Consider the following 14455-nt stretch of genomic DNA (forward strand, 5'->3'; position numbering starts at 1 on the left):
CGCTGCCACCCGTCTTCGCGGTAGGGCTGGCCCTACCGCGGCGGGGTTCAGAGGCGGGTGACGAACTGCTCGTCCATCGGCGGCGTGTCGCCGAACACGTGCAGGTCCTGGCGGAACGTCCGCAGGTAGGCGTCCCTGTCGTGGTAGGTCCCGGCCAGGGCGTCGCCGTAGTCGATGAGCTCGCCGTGCGCGCGCCTGCGCGGCTCGTACGCGTCCTCCAGCGCCTTCTCCAGCCGGGCGGGGTCGCCTCCGGCGCCGATGACGGCCTCGGCGAGGATCTCGGCGTCGTGCAGCGTGTAGCTCATGCCCATGCCGGTCATCGGGTGGCAGGCGAACGCGGCGGAGCCGAGGAGCGCGGCGTTGCCCCGGTGGTAGGCGGGCACCCGCATGGCGGAGATGGGGATCGTCTGCCAGGCGGCGTTGCCGAGCACGTCGAAGGCGTCGGCGTTGTCGGTGACGAACGAGCGGAGGCCGTCGAGCAGTTCGGGCGTGCTGGGCTCGGCCTCGCCGGGCAGGCCGACGAACACCCTGGCCTGGTCCTGGTCGACCGGGTACAGGTAGCTGAACCAGCCTCTGGAGTCGAAGTAGAGCCGGTTGAGCTGGGCGATGCTGGCCGTCAGCGGCACGGTGGCCACGCGCAGCAGGTGCGGGTAGGCGGTGGTCTTCCTCTCGACGCCGAGCGCCTGGCGCACGGCCGAGCGGGTGCCGTCGGCGCCGATGACGACGCCGGCGCGCAGCTCGCGGCCGTCGGCGAGGACCAGGTGGCCGATGTTGTCGCCGTCGGTGGCCAGGTGGTCGATGCGGGCGTCGAACAGGAACTCGACGCCTTCCATCGCGCAGGAGGAGTAGATGACCTCGACGAGCTCGCGGTAGGGGCGGATGAGGAACCCGTCGGGGTAGCGGCACTCCTGGATCGGCTGCCCGTCGTGGTAGTAGCGGACGACGTCGCGCTTGAGCGCCTGCCGTTCGACGAGGCCGATGAGGCCGTGGCGGGCGAGCACCTGCATGCCGGGGCGCTTGACGAAGTCGGCGCCGGCGGTGGGGACGGACGGCCCCTGCTCCACGACGACGACGTGCTTGCCGCCGCGGCCCAGCAGCAGTGCCAGGAAGCAGCCGCCGAGCCCGGCGCCGACGATCGCGACGTCGCAGGATGTCATTGCCATGACGAGAGCCCTTCTGATGATCGGACGAGACGCGTGCCCCCATGGGCGCGGGTGGACGAGCCGGGGGTGGCCCTCATGGCATGGGCCTGGGCTCGCCGCGGAGCGGGTACGGGATGGGGGGCTCGGCCGGTCGCGGCTGCCGGGCGCTCTCCGGGTTGGGCGGGCAGCAGCGCGTCGGCCTCGGCGGCGACCGCGGCGAGCGTGCTGCGGAGCTCCAGGAGCATGCGGCGCGGCACCAGTACCATGACCTCGCCGGTGGCGTGCGGCATGCGGAGCATCTTGATCAGGGCCAGGCTGCCGATGAGCACCGAGACGGCCACGCACAGCGCGAGCGCGCTGGCGAGTCCGCCCATGGGCCCGGCCATGAACGGGTGGTCGATGACGACCGAGACGGTGGCGACGCCCACGGCCCCGCCGACCATGCGGGACATGACGGCGGCGCCGACCGCGGAGGCGTACTGGTGCGGGTGGGCGGCCAGGGTGGTGGCCATGGAGGTGCCGGGCGCGAGGGCGCCGACGCCGACGCCGACGGCGACGCTGGCGGCCAGGCCCCACAGGGTCGGCCCGGTCTGGGCGAGCGCCACGACGCAGGCGCCTCCGGAGACCGCGGCGCCGAGGTAGATGAGCCCGTACGGCCCGATCTTGCGGACGATCTTGCCGCCGAGCCAGGCGGTGATCACCATGGCGATCGAGGTCGGGGTCAGCCAGAGGGCGACCTCCATCATGGAGAAGCCCACGTGCATCAGGTAGAGCGGCTGGAGGGTGAGCAGCCCGTACGACAGGACGCCGAATCCCCACGTGGCCAGCCAGCCCCAGGCGAACCCGGGCCGGCGCCAGAGCGTCAGGTCGATGGCGGGCACCCGGTGGCGGCGGGCCTGCGCGAGCGCGGCGGCGAGCAGCACGAGGGCGCCGCAGGCGAGCCAGGCCGCGTCGGCTCCCCAGGCGGTGACCTTGGAGATGGCGAGCACGAGCGCGGCGATGGCGGCGGCCAGCAGCACGGCGCCGATCATGTCGGGCCTGCTCCTGGCCTGGGCGCGGGCGCTGCCCTCGGGCAGCCAGGCGCTGGCGACGAGGAGCAGCAGGCCGACGACGACGACGGGCGCGAACAGGGCGCGCCAGCCGAAGGCGCCCGCGAGCCAGCCGGCGCCGGCCTGCATCAGCAGGCAGCCGAGGCCGGAGGCGGAGCTCCACAGCGCGATGGCGCCGCGCCGCTGGTGCTCGGGCAGTTCGCCGAGCAGGACGGCGAGGCTGGCGGGGATCATCGCGGCGGCGCCCGCGCCCTGCACGGCCCGGGCGGCCAGCACGAGCGGCCAGGTGGGCATGGTGAGGGTGGCGATGCCGCCGATGACGAACACGAGCAGCCCGATGACGAGCACGCGCCGCCTGCCGAACAGGTCGGCCCAGCGACCGGCGGTCGCCAGCAGCGCCGCGATCGGGACGAAGGCCGCGCTGGTCAGCCAGACCAGGTCGTTCAGCGGCATGCCGTTGCCGGCGTCGGTGTGGCGCATCAGGCCGACGGCGATCGTGGTGGCCGTGATGTCGGCCATGACCGCCAGCATGACGCCCGCTCCTACGAGCCGGAGCAGGGTTCCGCGCCGGACGGCGGGGCCTCCTGCCTGGATGGCCGCTGGTGACGAGGGCACGTGGTCACCTCCATGAGAGCCTATGGTTGACCGCCGCCGGCGCGGGGTTCCGGCCCTGGCGCGCCGGCCGGCGGACGGGGGTCGGTCAAGCGCTGTAACGTCCGGGCGACACCAGCCCGTACGGGTCCATCGCGGTCTTGAGCCTGCGCAGCATGCCGAGGGTGTCGGGCGTGCTCTGCGCGTAGAGGTCGGCGGCGGAGTTGTCGATGTCGGAGCGGTAGATGGCGCATCCGTGGCCGCGCAGCAGGCCGCCCGCGTCCTGGCGGAGCCGGTGGGCGCGGCTGACGGCGTCGGCGTCGTCGCGGTCGAAGAAGATCTGGATGACGCCGTTGGCGAGGTTCCTGCTGATCAGGTTCCACTCCAGCATGGCGGCGGTGCCGTTGCACTCGACGGCGGCGCGCAGCACCTGGAGGATGTTGTCGGTGGAGCGCGACTCCATCGGGAGCTGCGGCAGCAGGGCGAGGAAGCCCATCTTGCCGGTGTCGATCTGGTCGCAGGACGTCACGCCGAGCGCCTTGTGCACGCCGCGGCAGGTGGGGATGCCCTGCGCCATGAGCGCCCGCGGGTAGAGCGGGTCGTCGGGCATGACGGCGGTGGCGTCCAGGACGCGCAGGCCCTCGGCGCCCTCGACCTCCAGCAGCGCCTTGCGCAGCAGTTCCTCGGCGAGCTGGACGGTCTCGCCGCTGCCGAGCAGCGGTCCGACGATGGTGAACAGCTCGGGGTCGACGCCGTCGGGGACGGTCCAGCCGCCCCGGCTGGGCACGAGCGCGATGTCGCGGACGCGCAGCAGTCCTTCGGCGGGGTTGCCGCGGCGCAGGAACGTTCCCAGCGCGCCCACGGCCCGGCCGACCTGGTCGCGGGGGATGCGCCCGTGCACGAGGCCGAAGCTGGCCGGCCTGGGCACCAGCGCGATCGCCATGGCGGTGACGATGCCGAGGTTGCTCTGCACGAACGCGCCGGTCAGGTCGGGGCCGGCGACGCGGCCGCGGTAGCGGCCCCAGGTGTCGAGCCCGCCGGTGTGGACGAGGCTGCCGTCGGGCATGACGGCCTCGATGCCGGCGACGTCCTGGATGCGGGAGCGCACGGAGCCGTCGCCGCGTTCGAGGGCGTTGCCGAGCACGGAGGTGTCGGCGCACGAGGCGGTGACGTTGAGCAGCCACGGCGTGTCGCGCAGCTCGGCGGCGAGCTGGGCCTGGGTGACGCCGGGCTCGACGACGGCGAAGCCGTTGTCGAGGTCGAGGCTGCGGATGCGGTCGAGGCCGCTGAGGTCGACGACCACGTTGTCGTCGGTGGAGGGGACGCCCGATCCCATCCCCCAGTTGCGGCCGGTACTGATCGGGTAGATCCGGTGTCCGTCGGCGGCGGCGCGGCGGACCACGGCGCGCACCTCGGTGACGCTCTGCGGGCGTGCGACACCCGCGATGACGCGTGGACGGTGAGCTCCGACGTCCCGTGCTGCCGACGCCAGTCGCGTTTGACCCTGCATGACACTCCTCTTTGCTGAGATGTCGTCCCGTGTGGTCCCGCCGGTGCGCTCCCGGCGGAATCCCCCCGCTGGTCCCGCGATCAGGCGGTGCGCTTGAGCAAGTCGTCGATGGATCCGATGGCCCGGTGGGAGATCTCCCGGATCTGCTGGAGTCGCTCGGCCACCTGGGTGTCGGGCTCTTCCGGGGGGAGTTCCGGCGGGGCTTCCAGCACGGCGAAGCGCGGCCGGCGCGGCGGGTCGGCGCTGTAGGGGTGGCGGTAGTTGTCGGTGTGGAGGGACATGACGTTGGGCTCCTACCGTGGGGGTGCGGTCAGCCGTGCCTCTGTAAACTTCCACTAATTCTGTGAGTCATGATCCTGCCAATAGCCCCCCTCCTGTCAACTGGCACTTAACGAAGGCGGCTGGTTTACCGTTCGGCAGGCTGGGCAAGCGCCTCGCCCGCCGCAGGGCGCCCCGAACGCCGCTCCAGCCGCGCCCGTGCGCCGTTTCGGCAGGACTCGTCAGGTAAATGCGGCTCATCGCGCCTTTCGTGATCTACAGTCCGGATATGGCGCTAAGGCAAGATGAACGTCCCCTGAGGCCGGGAAAAGGCGACCCCGCGGTTACAGCGGGGGACCCCGATACGCGGGCTCCGTCGCGGTCGTCGCGGCGGCCTGCCTCCTGCCGATGCTGCCCGCCACCCGGAGCGCGGCGGGGGTCGCGTACTGCCGGGTGCCCGACACGCGGCTGACCGAGCCGGGCTGGATCCACCCGGCCCCGCGCCCCCCGGCGGCCGAGCCCGACGCGCGGCAGCGGCTGGACTTCGCCGGCTTCCCGAACGCCGTGGCGATCGACACGGCGGAGGCCGACGGGTCGCCGTCGCAGCGGGTGCTCGTCACGTACTCCCGGAACGCCGACGCCGTGATGGAGTCGTACAAGAGCGCCGAGGCCGCGTCCACGGACGGCGGCCTGACGTTCGGCGCGCCCGCCGACACGCCGCTGCGCGAGGCGCCGATCCAGCTCCACGACGGCGGCCTGTTCGCCACCGCGTACTACCTGACCAGGCAGGACGAGCACACCAACCGGCTCGGCGTGTTCACCTCCCCGGGGCTCGGGCAGCCGTGGACGCGCACCGAGGCCACGTTCACCAGCCCCGGCGAGCTGATCGGCGGCGGGGTGGCGCACGGGCTGCCGATCCAGCTCGCCGACGGCACGATCCTGGTGAGCGTCTACACCCGCTACACCGACACCGGCAAGCACCAGGCCGAGGTGTACGCCAGCGCGGACGGCGGCAGGACGTTCACCCGGCGCGGCGTCATCGCAAGGCCGTCCGGCGTCCACGTGTACAACGAGGCGGCGATCGAGCAGACGGCCGACGGCAGCCTGCTGGCGGTGCTGCGCCGCGAGGGCGGCCAGTACGCCACGCTGGCCACCAGCCGCTCGGCCGACGGCGGCGTCACCTGGTCGCCGGTGCGCGAGCTGACCTTCGCCGGCCAGGACTGCGTGGTGCGCGGGGTGGCGCCGCGGCTGCTGCTGATGCCGGGCGGGACCCTGGTGCTGAGCGCGGGCCGCCCGGACGTGTGGCTGGCGCTCTCACCCGACGGGCTCGGCGAGACGTGGGAGGACCCCCGGGTCACCTACCACAACCGCGACGGCGTCTACGACGCGCACGGCACGTCCGGCTACACCGGCATCGCGGCGGTCGGGCCGCACCGGCTGCTGCAGGTGTTCGACAACTGCAAGCTCCCTGGGCTGCTGCCCGGCGGCGGCCTCAACGAGACCGCCTGCCCGGACAGCGGGCTGTTCGAGCACGGGAGCTGGTACGGGATCCGGCACCGGACGATCGACCTGCCGGAGCCGGCCCCGGGCAGGCTGGACCTGGCGGCGCTGCACCGGTCGGGCGCGCTCACCGTGGAGTCGACGATGACCTGGTCGAGCCCGTCACGCCCGCGCACGCGCGCGGAGGGGGCCTTCGACGGGAGCACCGCCTACTGGTCGGGCGCGGTGGCCGCCGGCGGGCCCGGCACGCTCACGCTCGGCTTCGGCAAGCGGCAGCGGTTCACCCGGCTCGGGCTCAGCCTGCGGCCGGGGCATCCGGCGAGCGCCCGTGTGTACGTCTCGGACGACGGGGTCTCCTGGGGCGAGCCGGTGGCGACGGTCACGGACCGCACCGATTACGCGCTGCGCCATGTGACGTTCGACCCGCCGGTCAGGGGCAGGCACGTCAGAATCGTCGCCGAGGAGAGCGCGGGATGCGATTCCGAGATCGGCGCGACCTGCGCGATGCTCAACGAGGTCGAGCTTTATGTCAAGCCTCGCAAAAAGCTTCTGACAGGCAACGTGACTGAACTTGACAATACAATATTCGATTGAATCTCTAACTTTATTGGGAAATGGCGGGAAACGCGGTGCGCTCCCGCCACATCCGGGCCGGCGGCCGCCCGCTCAGCGGTCGCCGCGCCTGTCGCGGTCGCGGCGGACGCCCTCCTCCAGGGGCCTGCCGTCCTGGTCCTGCTCCACGTCGAGGTGCTCCTTGCGGACCTTGCCGCGCACCTTCTCCTCGCGGCTGACCCGTTCCTTGTGCACGTGCACCCGCTCGACCGGCGTGGTCTCGGTCCCGACGACGGGCCGCTCCTCGTACAGGGTGATGACCTCCTCGTCCTCGCCGATCCTGGCGTCCGTGGTGCTGCCGTCCTTGATGGGCTCACGCTCGATCACGACCTCGTCGTGCGCGAGCGGCACGGTCTCCTCGACGTCCTCGCTCTCGACGTACTTGCGCAGCCGCACGTGGCCGGCCTCGCGGCGCTCCTTGCCGACGTGCATGTGCTCCTCGGAGCGGGTCATGTCGATGTCGCCCTCGCGATCGCGCTCGCGCCCGCGCATCGCCTGGCCGGCGCCCGCCGCTGTGCCCGCCGCCGTGCCCCTGCCCGTGGTCGTCCCGGTCGTGCCGGTCGTGCCGGTGCCCGTCTCGGGCTTGCGCTGGGTCGGGATGTTCGACGGCTGCAGGCCGTAGTAGCGGTAGAGCGCGGCCTCCTCCTCCAGGGTCAGGCGGTCGTCCACGTCGACGTTGGGCGCGCCCTTGATGGTCTCCTTGTCGTACGGGGCGCGGATCTCCCCGCCCGAGCGGCGCGAGCCGGCCAGCGGCACGAAGGTCTGCCGCATGCCGAACATGCCGGTGCGCACCGTCACCCACTCCGGCTCGCCGGTGCGGTCGCTGAGGAAGACCTGGCCCACCTTGCCGATGTGCTGGCCGTCCGAGCCGATGACATGGCAGTCGAGCAGACTGCGGATCTCTGTTTGCATAGCCACGACGATTCCCCCGAATTGTTCGTCCCGCGGCCTATGTCATGGCCGACAGGTGGCTCAAATCGGACAAATACCCCGCATTTCTATAAGCGCACGCCTGACGGGCAGGTTTTGCCGGATCCCGGGATTCAGTTCCCCGCCCCGGCCTCCTTGATCATGTCCAGATGGTGCTGCAGCTTGGGCAGCGCGTCCTCGGCCATCGCCTTCACCTCGGGCGAGGAGCCCTTCTTCAGCTCCACCTGCGTCTCGGCGACGGCCTTGCGGTGCTCGGCCCGCATCGCCGCGAGGAACTCCTCGTCGAAGTCCGCCTTGGCGGCCGACTCCAGCGCCTGGATGACCTTCTTCTGCGTGCTCGTCGCGCTCGACGGCAGCTTGACGCCCAGCTTCCCGGCGGCGGCCGTGAGCTGCTCGTCCAGCGCGGTGTGGTCCTTGACCAGCAGCTCGCCCACCTCCTTGACCTTGGCCCCGGTCGCCTTGTCCGCCGCGAGCTCACCGGCCTGGATCTCGGCCAGGTTGCCCTGGTGGATCTTCTTCATCCAGATCCGGTCCTGGTCGGACAGCGCCCCCGGGGAGGCCGTGCCCGTCGCCGTGGGCGAGGGGGCGGGCGACTGCAGCCCCGCCGAGGTCCTGGCGTCGGCGCAGCCGGACACGGCGGCAGCGGCGGCCCCCGCGGCCACCAGCAGGGCAAGAGATCGGATACGCATGAACGGTCCCCCGAATCACTGTCAGCGAGATGTCAACCACGAACAGTAATAAGGTGTTCGCGTTCTCCGCCGCGCCATGCCGCGCCGGGCGGCGCGCACCGAACGGTAAAGATTTCGGCCGCGGATGGTTGGGTCCGGCGGAAGGGGGAAGGGCAGGCAACTCATGTACGTCGAAAACGAGGAGGAGCCCTGGTGCTCACCCTGACAGCCAACGCAGCGCAGGCCATCCGCGACCTGACGGCGACGGCGCCCCAGCCGGCCCAGAGCGGCATCCGCATCTCGTCCCAGGGCGACAGCGCGAACTCGCTGACCCTGTCGCTGGCGACGGCTCCGGAGCCGGCCGACGAGGTGGTGGAGGCCGAGGGGGCCCGCGTCTACCTCGACCCGGTGGCCGCCACGGTGCTGGAGGACAAGTCACTCGACGCGGGCGCCGACGACCAGGGGGCGGTGTCGTTCCTGGTCACCGACCGCCCAGCCTGACCACACACGCTTCCGGTCCGGTACGCGCCCGTACCGGACCGGCGGCGTGTCAGGCGGACAGCAGCTTGTGCAGGTAGCGGAGCTGCTCCTCACGCTGGTAGCCGCTGCCGCCCTCGTGGTCGTTCCACGGCCAGACGGTGATCTCCTTGGCGCCCTGCCAGTGGTTGTAGCCCGCGAACACCGTCGAGGGCGGGCAGGTCTGGTCCATCAGCGCCACCGAGTACAGCGCAGGCACCCGGCCGCGGGCGGCGAAGTTCATCCCGTCGAAGTACGACAGCGTGCGGAACACCTGGTCGGCGACCTCGCGCCGGCTCGCCAGGAAGCGCACGACCTCCTGGTACGGGTCGCGGTCGGTGATCTCGACGGCCCGGCGGAAGTGCGTCAGGAACGGCACGTCGACGAGCGCCGCCAGGACCCCCGGGTGCAGCGCGGCCGTGGCCTGCGCGATGCCGCCGCCCTGGCTGCCGCCGGAGACGACGATCCGGCCGGGATCGACGGCGGGGTGCTCCGCCGCCGCGTCGACCGCCCGCACCGCGTCGGTGAACACGCGCCGGTAGTAGTAGTCGTCCGGGTCCATGATCCCGCGCGTCATCATGCCGGGGGCCTGCGCGTTGGCGCTGCCGTGCGGGTCGGCCGTGGTGCCCGGGCTGGCGAAGTTCGCGCCGCCGTGGCCGCGCGTCTCCATGACGAACACCGCGTACCCGGCCGCCGGCCACAGCAGGTGGTCGTGCGGGAAGCCGCGCCCGCCGCTGTAGCCGATGTAGTGCATGACGCAGGGCAGCGGACCGTCGGCGCCGCGCGGCGTCAGGAACCAGCCGTTGATCCGGTGCCCGCCCCAGCCGGAGAAGGAGACGTCGAACGCGTCCACGTGGGCGTAGGGAGCGTCGTAGGGGGTGTAGACGGCGTCCAGGGCGAACTCGCGCGCCTCGCTCAGCGTACGGGCCCAGAAGTCGTCGAAGTCGGCGGGCTCGTCGCGTTCCGGGCGGTAGTCACGGAGCTGGTCAAGCGGCAGATCGAACAGGGGCACTGCGAAACTCCAGCCTTTGTTGAGGGTCCGGAGATATTTCATCGCATGGACCCTGGTAACCGCTATCCCCCGTTTTCCTGGGTAGTGCGGGCGGATGGACCTCATCGAGACCTCCGACCCCCGGCTGGCCCCCGGCATGATCCTGGACGCGCCGGTCGAGTTCGACGACCTGCTGCTGCGCTTCGGCGACGACTCCGAGTCGCGCGCGAAGCTGGCCCTCGACGACACCGGCCGCCCGGTGCTGCGGGTGGGCGGCTACATGACCATGGACGGCACGGTGGTGGCCGAGCGCGTGTGGACGGTGAGCGAGGTCGTCGAGCGCGGCGGCCGCCGCCTCATCCGCCTGGGCCACCCCCTCGACTGAACCGCCGCCTACGCCCGGCAGCCCCCCGCGCGCGCGTCCACCTTCCACACGGCGCCGGGGAACGGCGACATGAAGTGGGTGAGCAGGTCGACCGCGTAGTCGGGCGTCTGGCCGCCGGGGTCCAGGAACGACACCATCTGCGGCCCGACCGCGCCGCGCAGCGTGATGGAGTCGCCCTTCCCCCGCGCCGCGAACCCCGGCTTGGCGCTGACCGCCAGGCAGGCGAGCCGGATCCCGGCCGCCGCGATCTGCGGACGGGTGGAGATGCGGCGCAGCCGCTGGTCGTAGCGGCGCGGCGCGAGCGACCTGGCCGCGCCCAGGCGCACCGACTCGCGGAAGACGTCCGCGCCGACCTCCCGGCTGAGCCGGACGCCCAGCGTGACGTCCGGCCGCAGGTCGACGCCGCGGGCACGCAGCGTGAGCCGGTCGTAGGCGCCCTCGAAGCCGGGCGTCAGGTAGCCGAGCGCCGCCGGCGCCTTCAGCCCGAACGGGACCCGCCCCGGCCGCACCGTGAGCCGTGACACCTTCCGCACGGCCAGCGACAGGTCGGCGACGGAGCTGCGGCCGAGCGCGAAGTCGCCGTTCACCTGGTAGGACAGGAAGCCGCCGGTGTAGGGGACGTCCTGGGCGGCGCGCACCCGCTGGCGGGCGACCGGGTCGACGGTGAGCCCGGCGCGCAGCGCGACCCGGCCGGTGGGCACCGGCCGCGACACCAGGTCCACCGACAGGTCGGGGCCGAGCCTGACGGTGGTGTCGGCGGCCAGGTCGGTGACGGAGAGCGACACGTGCCCGAGCCGCCCTGACCGGTCGGCCAGCCCGCCGTCCACGCGGAGCAGGCCGTCGAGCGTGGACAGGCCTCCTTCGGCCTTGTACGTGACGGCCGGGACGCGCAGCCCGGTGGCCGAGGCGTCGGCGTCCACGCCGAACCGGGCGGGCACGTCGGTGAACCGCAGCTCCCCGCTCCCGGCTCCCGGGACCGTCACCTGGGCGCTGAGCCGCTCGACCGGCGCGGAGTTGATCACCCTGACGCGGGTCCGCGCCCCGTACGTGCCGTGGACGGCCACGGCGGCGGGCACCGGCGCGACGGCGACCCGCCCGCGCGCGCCCCCGGCCTCGGCGTGCGCGGTGAGCGCGCCCAGCGTGGCCGCCGGCTCGACGCGGTAGGCGGCCTCGACGACGTTCCCCTGCGGGCCGGGCGTCACGCCGAACGGGCCCAGGGACATGCGGGTGATCCGCGACGGCAGCCCGGTGAGCCGGGCGGCGACCTTGACCGGCGCGGGCGGCAGGACCGTCCCGGCCAGGTAGAGCCCGAGGCCGCGGCCGCCCGGCCGGTAGCCGTCGAAGGTGAACGTCCTCCTGGCCGGGTCCACCGTCACCTTCTCCGGCAGCCCGGCCACGTCCAGGTGGGCCCGGACGGCGAAGCAGCCCCGTTCGGCGCAGAACGCACCCGGCGCGCACCCCCGCGTGCCCGGCCGGCAGCCGCCGTCGACGAGCGAGATGCCGTCGTCCAGCGCGGGCGCGTCCTTCAGGTCGCGCAGCGCCCCGGTCTTGCCGGCCCAGGCGCGGGCGCGCACGTCCATGCGGGTGCCCGAGTACGTGACCTGCCCGCCCGACACCGAGACCGCGAGCCGCCCGGGCGCGGGCCCGGCGGTGCCGAGCAGCCCGGCGCGCACGTCGCCGCGCGTGACGTCGGCCGACAGCGCGAGCGTCTGCCGGGCGGCCCGGACGTCGGCGGCGAACCCGCCGTCCGACGGCGTGAACGCGACCGAGCGCAGCCCCTTGACCCGCACGGCGGCGTCCAGGTCGCCGGACTCCTCGTCGTAGTGGGCGGCCAGGTGCGGCCCCGCCGGGACCTTGGCGCCGTCGTGGTTGGTGAACGCGAGCGCCGCCGAGCCGACCGGCCCGGACAGGCCGCGGAAGCGGTAGCCGCGCGGGTCCCAGGAAGCGTCGAAGCGGGCCGGCACGCCGGTCACCCGGGCGGCGGCCCGCACCTTCCGGCCGCCGGCGGTGGCGCGGGCGAGCGCGTCCACCGATCGGACGGGCGCGCCGGAGGTCCAGGTGAGCGTCCTGGCGGCGGTGTCGGCGACGAGCTCGGCGCGCCTGCCGGGGCCGGTCACCGTGGCGCTCAGGTCGTCGCCGCCGCGCCGGGCGCGCAGCCGGATCTCGCGCAGCGGCGCGGACCCCGAGACGGCCGCCCTCGACCGCTCCCCCAGCTCCCACGACGCGCCGGCGTCGCCGCGCACGCCCCGCGCGGTGACGTCGACGGCGAGGGCGGAACGGGTGTTGGCGTAGGCGGCGCGCACCTCGCCGATCGTGCCGGCGGACCGGTAGACGGCCTTGCCCGCCGGGTCGAGCGTGACCTCCACCTCGTGTGGCGTGTTCGACAGCTCCAGCCTGGCCCGGTGCGCCCCGTCGACGCTCGCCGCGCCGGTGAACGGCCGGCCGCCGCCCGACTCCAGCCGCGCCCGCGGCCGCGCCCCGTACGTGACGTCGAACGCCGACAGCTTGGTCAGCAGCGCCGAGACGCCGAACGCGGCGCCGTCCTTGATCATGGTGACGTGGCCGCCGCGCGGGGTGGCGAGCGCGCCGCCGCCGCGCTGGAGCACGGCCTCGAACCGGCCCACGGGCGAGCTCGCCGTCAGCCGCACCCGGTGCGCGGCCGGGTCGTTCACCAGGCGCAGCCGGGCGGGCAGGCCGGTGAGCCCGGCGCGCAGCACGGCGCGGCCCGCCGCGCGGTCGTAGTAGCGGACGCGCGCCGCCCCGGCCCGGCCGCGCCCGGTGCCGAACGTCAGCACCTGCCTGCCGCGCTCGGTCGCGTACCGGGCGGTCAGGACCGGCGGCACGTCGCGCAGCTCGACGCTCGCCAGCCGGGTGAGCCGGCCCTCGCTGTAGTGGTGGTCGTGCAGCTCGGCGCGGCCGATCCGGCTCGGCGCGGTGAAGCGCGCCCCGCCGCCCTCCAGCGTCACCCGGGCGCTCCTCGGCATCCGGTCGAGCACCGCCCGGGTCACGCGGCGGCCGGTGACCGCGAGCGCCTCCACCCGGGCCGGGGCCGACGCGGTCACGTCCAGGCGCGGCGAGCCCAGGCTCGCGTCCACCGTGAGACGGCCGGTGGCGGGCGTCTGACGCAGGCTCACCAGCGCCTTCCCGGTCAGCCCCGCCACCGTCGTGGCGGACGCCTCCGGGTCCGTACGGGTCACGCTCGCCTTCACATGGCCGCCCGACAGGTCGACGGTGAACGTGCCCCGGTCGGTGCCGGACAGCAGGCCGCCGAAGCCCACGGAGACGCGGCCGTCGTACTCGGCCCACACCCGGGCCCTGGCGGCCGGGCGGCCGGGCAGCCGCCTGACCGTGAAGCCGAGCCCGACGGCGGACTTCCCCGGCTCGGCCTCGGGCAGCAGGTACGCCGCCACGTCGGCCCTGTCGTCGCCGGTCACGTCCGCGGCCACCGGCTTGGCCAGCGGCTGCGGGCCCGAACAGGAGACGGGCACCCGCCCGCTCTCCACGCACAGCCGGTACGTCAGGCCGGGAACCTGCTTGGCCAGCTTGCCGAACAGCCCGGCGACGGGGGTCTGCAACGCCAGCGGGGCGGCCCCGTCGGCGGCGGGCAGCACGTCCCGCGGCGACACCGGCCCGCCGTTGCTCGGCCCGTCGTTCTCCCGCCCGTCGTCGCCCGGCCCGTCGTCCGCCTGGGGGTGCGTCTCCGGCGCCCGGGCGCTCTCGCGGGCCTCGGCCTCGACGGCGTCGGCGAGCGCCGGGCCCGCCGGGGTGGTCACCTCGGGGGCCTCCGGGCCGGTCTGCCCGTCGCCGGGGTCGGCCAGGGCGGGCGACGGCTCCAGCGCGACCCGCACCGGCGTGCCGGCCGGCGTGGGCACCGGCGGCACGGTCCCGGCGCGGGGAGTCTGGGCCTCCGTCCGGGCAGGCTGGGCCGCTGGGCGGGCCGGGTCGGCGTGTGCCGGGGCCGGGTGAGGGGTGGCCGCCAGAGCGGCGATCGCCATGGACGTGGAAGCGAGCACGCGGCCCACGGCGTGCCGGCATGGCATGGCGCGAAACCCCCCGAAGTCATCCCGTTACGAATAGAAGTGACGAGACGACCACATATCCTGACTTGTAGTCAAGCCGTGGAGCTCCAGGCTACGCACGGTGAGCACGGAGCCGGGCAGGCGGCGGCGCATCAGGCCGTCAACGCGCTGATGCCGCACCCGTGGCACGGGTGCGGCATCAGCGGTCAGGCCGGGCGGGGCCGCGGGCGGGCGCCCCCGGGAGAGGGGCGAGGGGTTTAGGGGGGTGTTGGGGCAGGACAGAC

Annotated in this window: 11 protein-coding genes; 3 read left to right on the top strand and 8 right to left on the bottom strand. The window is 73.9% G+C overall.

From position 1 onward, the window contains the following. Positions 1-47 precede the first annotated feature (47 nt). The 4 genes from AB0G11_RS24585 to AB0G11_RS24600 all read right to left on the bottom strand — a co-directional run bounded on the left by AB0G11_RS24585 (position 48) and on the right by AB0G11_RS24600 (position 4573). Positions 48-1163 (bottom strand): FAD-dependent monooxygenase, encoded by a 1116-nt coding sequence (locus AB0G11_RS24585; protein WP_357588440.1) that lies wholly within the window; start codon positions 1161-1163, stop codon positions 48-50. Next, positions 1154-2806: an MFS transporter gene (locus AB0G11_RS24590; protein ID WP_357588442.1), complete on the bottom strand. Its 1653-nt coding sequence runs from the start codon at positions 2804-2806 to the stop codon at positions 1154-1156. The genes AB0G11_RS24585 and AB0G11_RS24590 overlap by 10 nt, the downstream gene beginning before the upstream one ends. A gap of 85 nt (positions 2807-2891) precedes the next feature. Then, positions 2892-4292: an FAD-binding oxidoreductase gene (locus AB0G11_RS24595; RefSeq protein WP_357588444.1), complete on the bottom strand. Its 1401-nt coding sequence runs from the start codon at positions 4290-4292 to the stop codon at positions 2892-2894. Positions 4293-4372: 80 nt separating this feature from the next. Next, positions 4373-4573 (bottom strand): hypothetical protein, encoded by a 201-nt coding sequence (locus AB0G11_RS24600; protein ID WP_219513901.1) that lies wholly within the window; start codon positions 4571-4573, stop codon positions 4373-4375. A gap of 385 nt (positions 4574-4958) precedes the next feature. Between AB0G11_RS24600 and AB0G11_RS24605 the strand changes: the two genes are divergently transcribed. Beyond that, positions 4959-6644: an exo-alpha-sialidase gene (locus AB0G11_RS24605; RefSeq protein WP_357588446.1), complete on the top strand. Its 1686-nt coding sequence runs from the start codon at positions 4959-4961 to the stop codon at positions 6642-6644. 72 nt (positions 6645-6716) lie between these two features. On the opposite strand, the gene AB0G11_RS24610 is transcribed toward AB0G11_RS24605, so the two are convergent. Beyond that, complete coding sequence (locus AB0G11_RS24610; RefSeq protein WP_219513911.1) at positions 6717-7574, bottom strand: PRC and DUF2382 domain-containing protein; 858 nt, start codon at positions 7572-7574, stop codon at positions 6717-6719. A gap of 131 nt (positions 7575-7705) precedes the next feature. Next, positions 7706-8281 carry a DUF4142 domain-containing protein gene (locus AB0G11_RS24615; protein ID WP_219513913.1) on the bottom strand — a complete coding sequence of 192 codons (576 nt, stop codon included), beginning with the start codon at positions 8279-8281 and terminating at the stop codon, positions 7706-7708. A gap of 192 nt (positions 8282-8473) precedes the next feature. Between AB0G11_RS24615 and AB0G11_RS24620 the strand changes: the two genes are divergently transcribed. Further along, complete coding sequence (locus AB0G11_RS24620; protein WP_219513915.1) at positions 8474-8761, top strand: Fe-S cluster assembly protein HesB; 288 nt, start codon at positions 8474-8476, stop codon at positions 8759-8761. Positions 8762-8810: 49 nt separating this feature from the next. Here the strand turns inward: AB0G11_RS24620 and AB0G11_RS24625 are convergent, their stop codons facing one another. Beyond that, positions 8811-9788, bottom strand: coding sequence for an acetylxylan esterase (locus tag AB0G11_RS24625; protein ID WP_219513917.1), 978 nt, complete (start codon positions 9786-9788; stop codon positions 8811-8813). A gap of 94 nt (positions 9789-9882) precedes the next feature. Between AB0G11_RS24625 and AB0G11_RS24630 the strand changes: the two genes are divergently transcribed. Next, the gene (locus tag AB0G11_RS24630; RefSeq protein WP_357588447.1) at positions 9883-10152 is read left to right on the top strand and encodes a hypothetical protein; all 270 of its coding nucleotides are present in this window, start codon (positions 9883-9885) and stop codon (positions 10150-10152) included. A gap of 8 nt (positions 10153-10160) precedes the next feature. Here AB0G11_RS24630 and AB0G11_RS24635 read toward each other — a convergent pair whose 3' ends face one another. Further along, the gene (locus tag AB0G11_RS24635) at positions 10161-14165 is read right to left on the bottom strand and encodes a hypothetical protein (protein WP_357588449.1); all 4005 of its coding nucleotides are present in this window, start codon (positions 14163-14165) and stop codon (positions 10161-10163) included. Between the last annotated feature and the right edge of the window lie 290 nt (positions 14166-14455).

This window comes from Nonomuraea sp. NPDC023979 (genome assembly GCF_040639085.1).
GTDB classification, from domain to species: Bacteria; Actinomycetota; Actinomycetes; order Streptosporangiales; family Streptosporangiaceae; genus Nonomuraea; species Nonomuraea ceibae.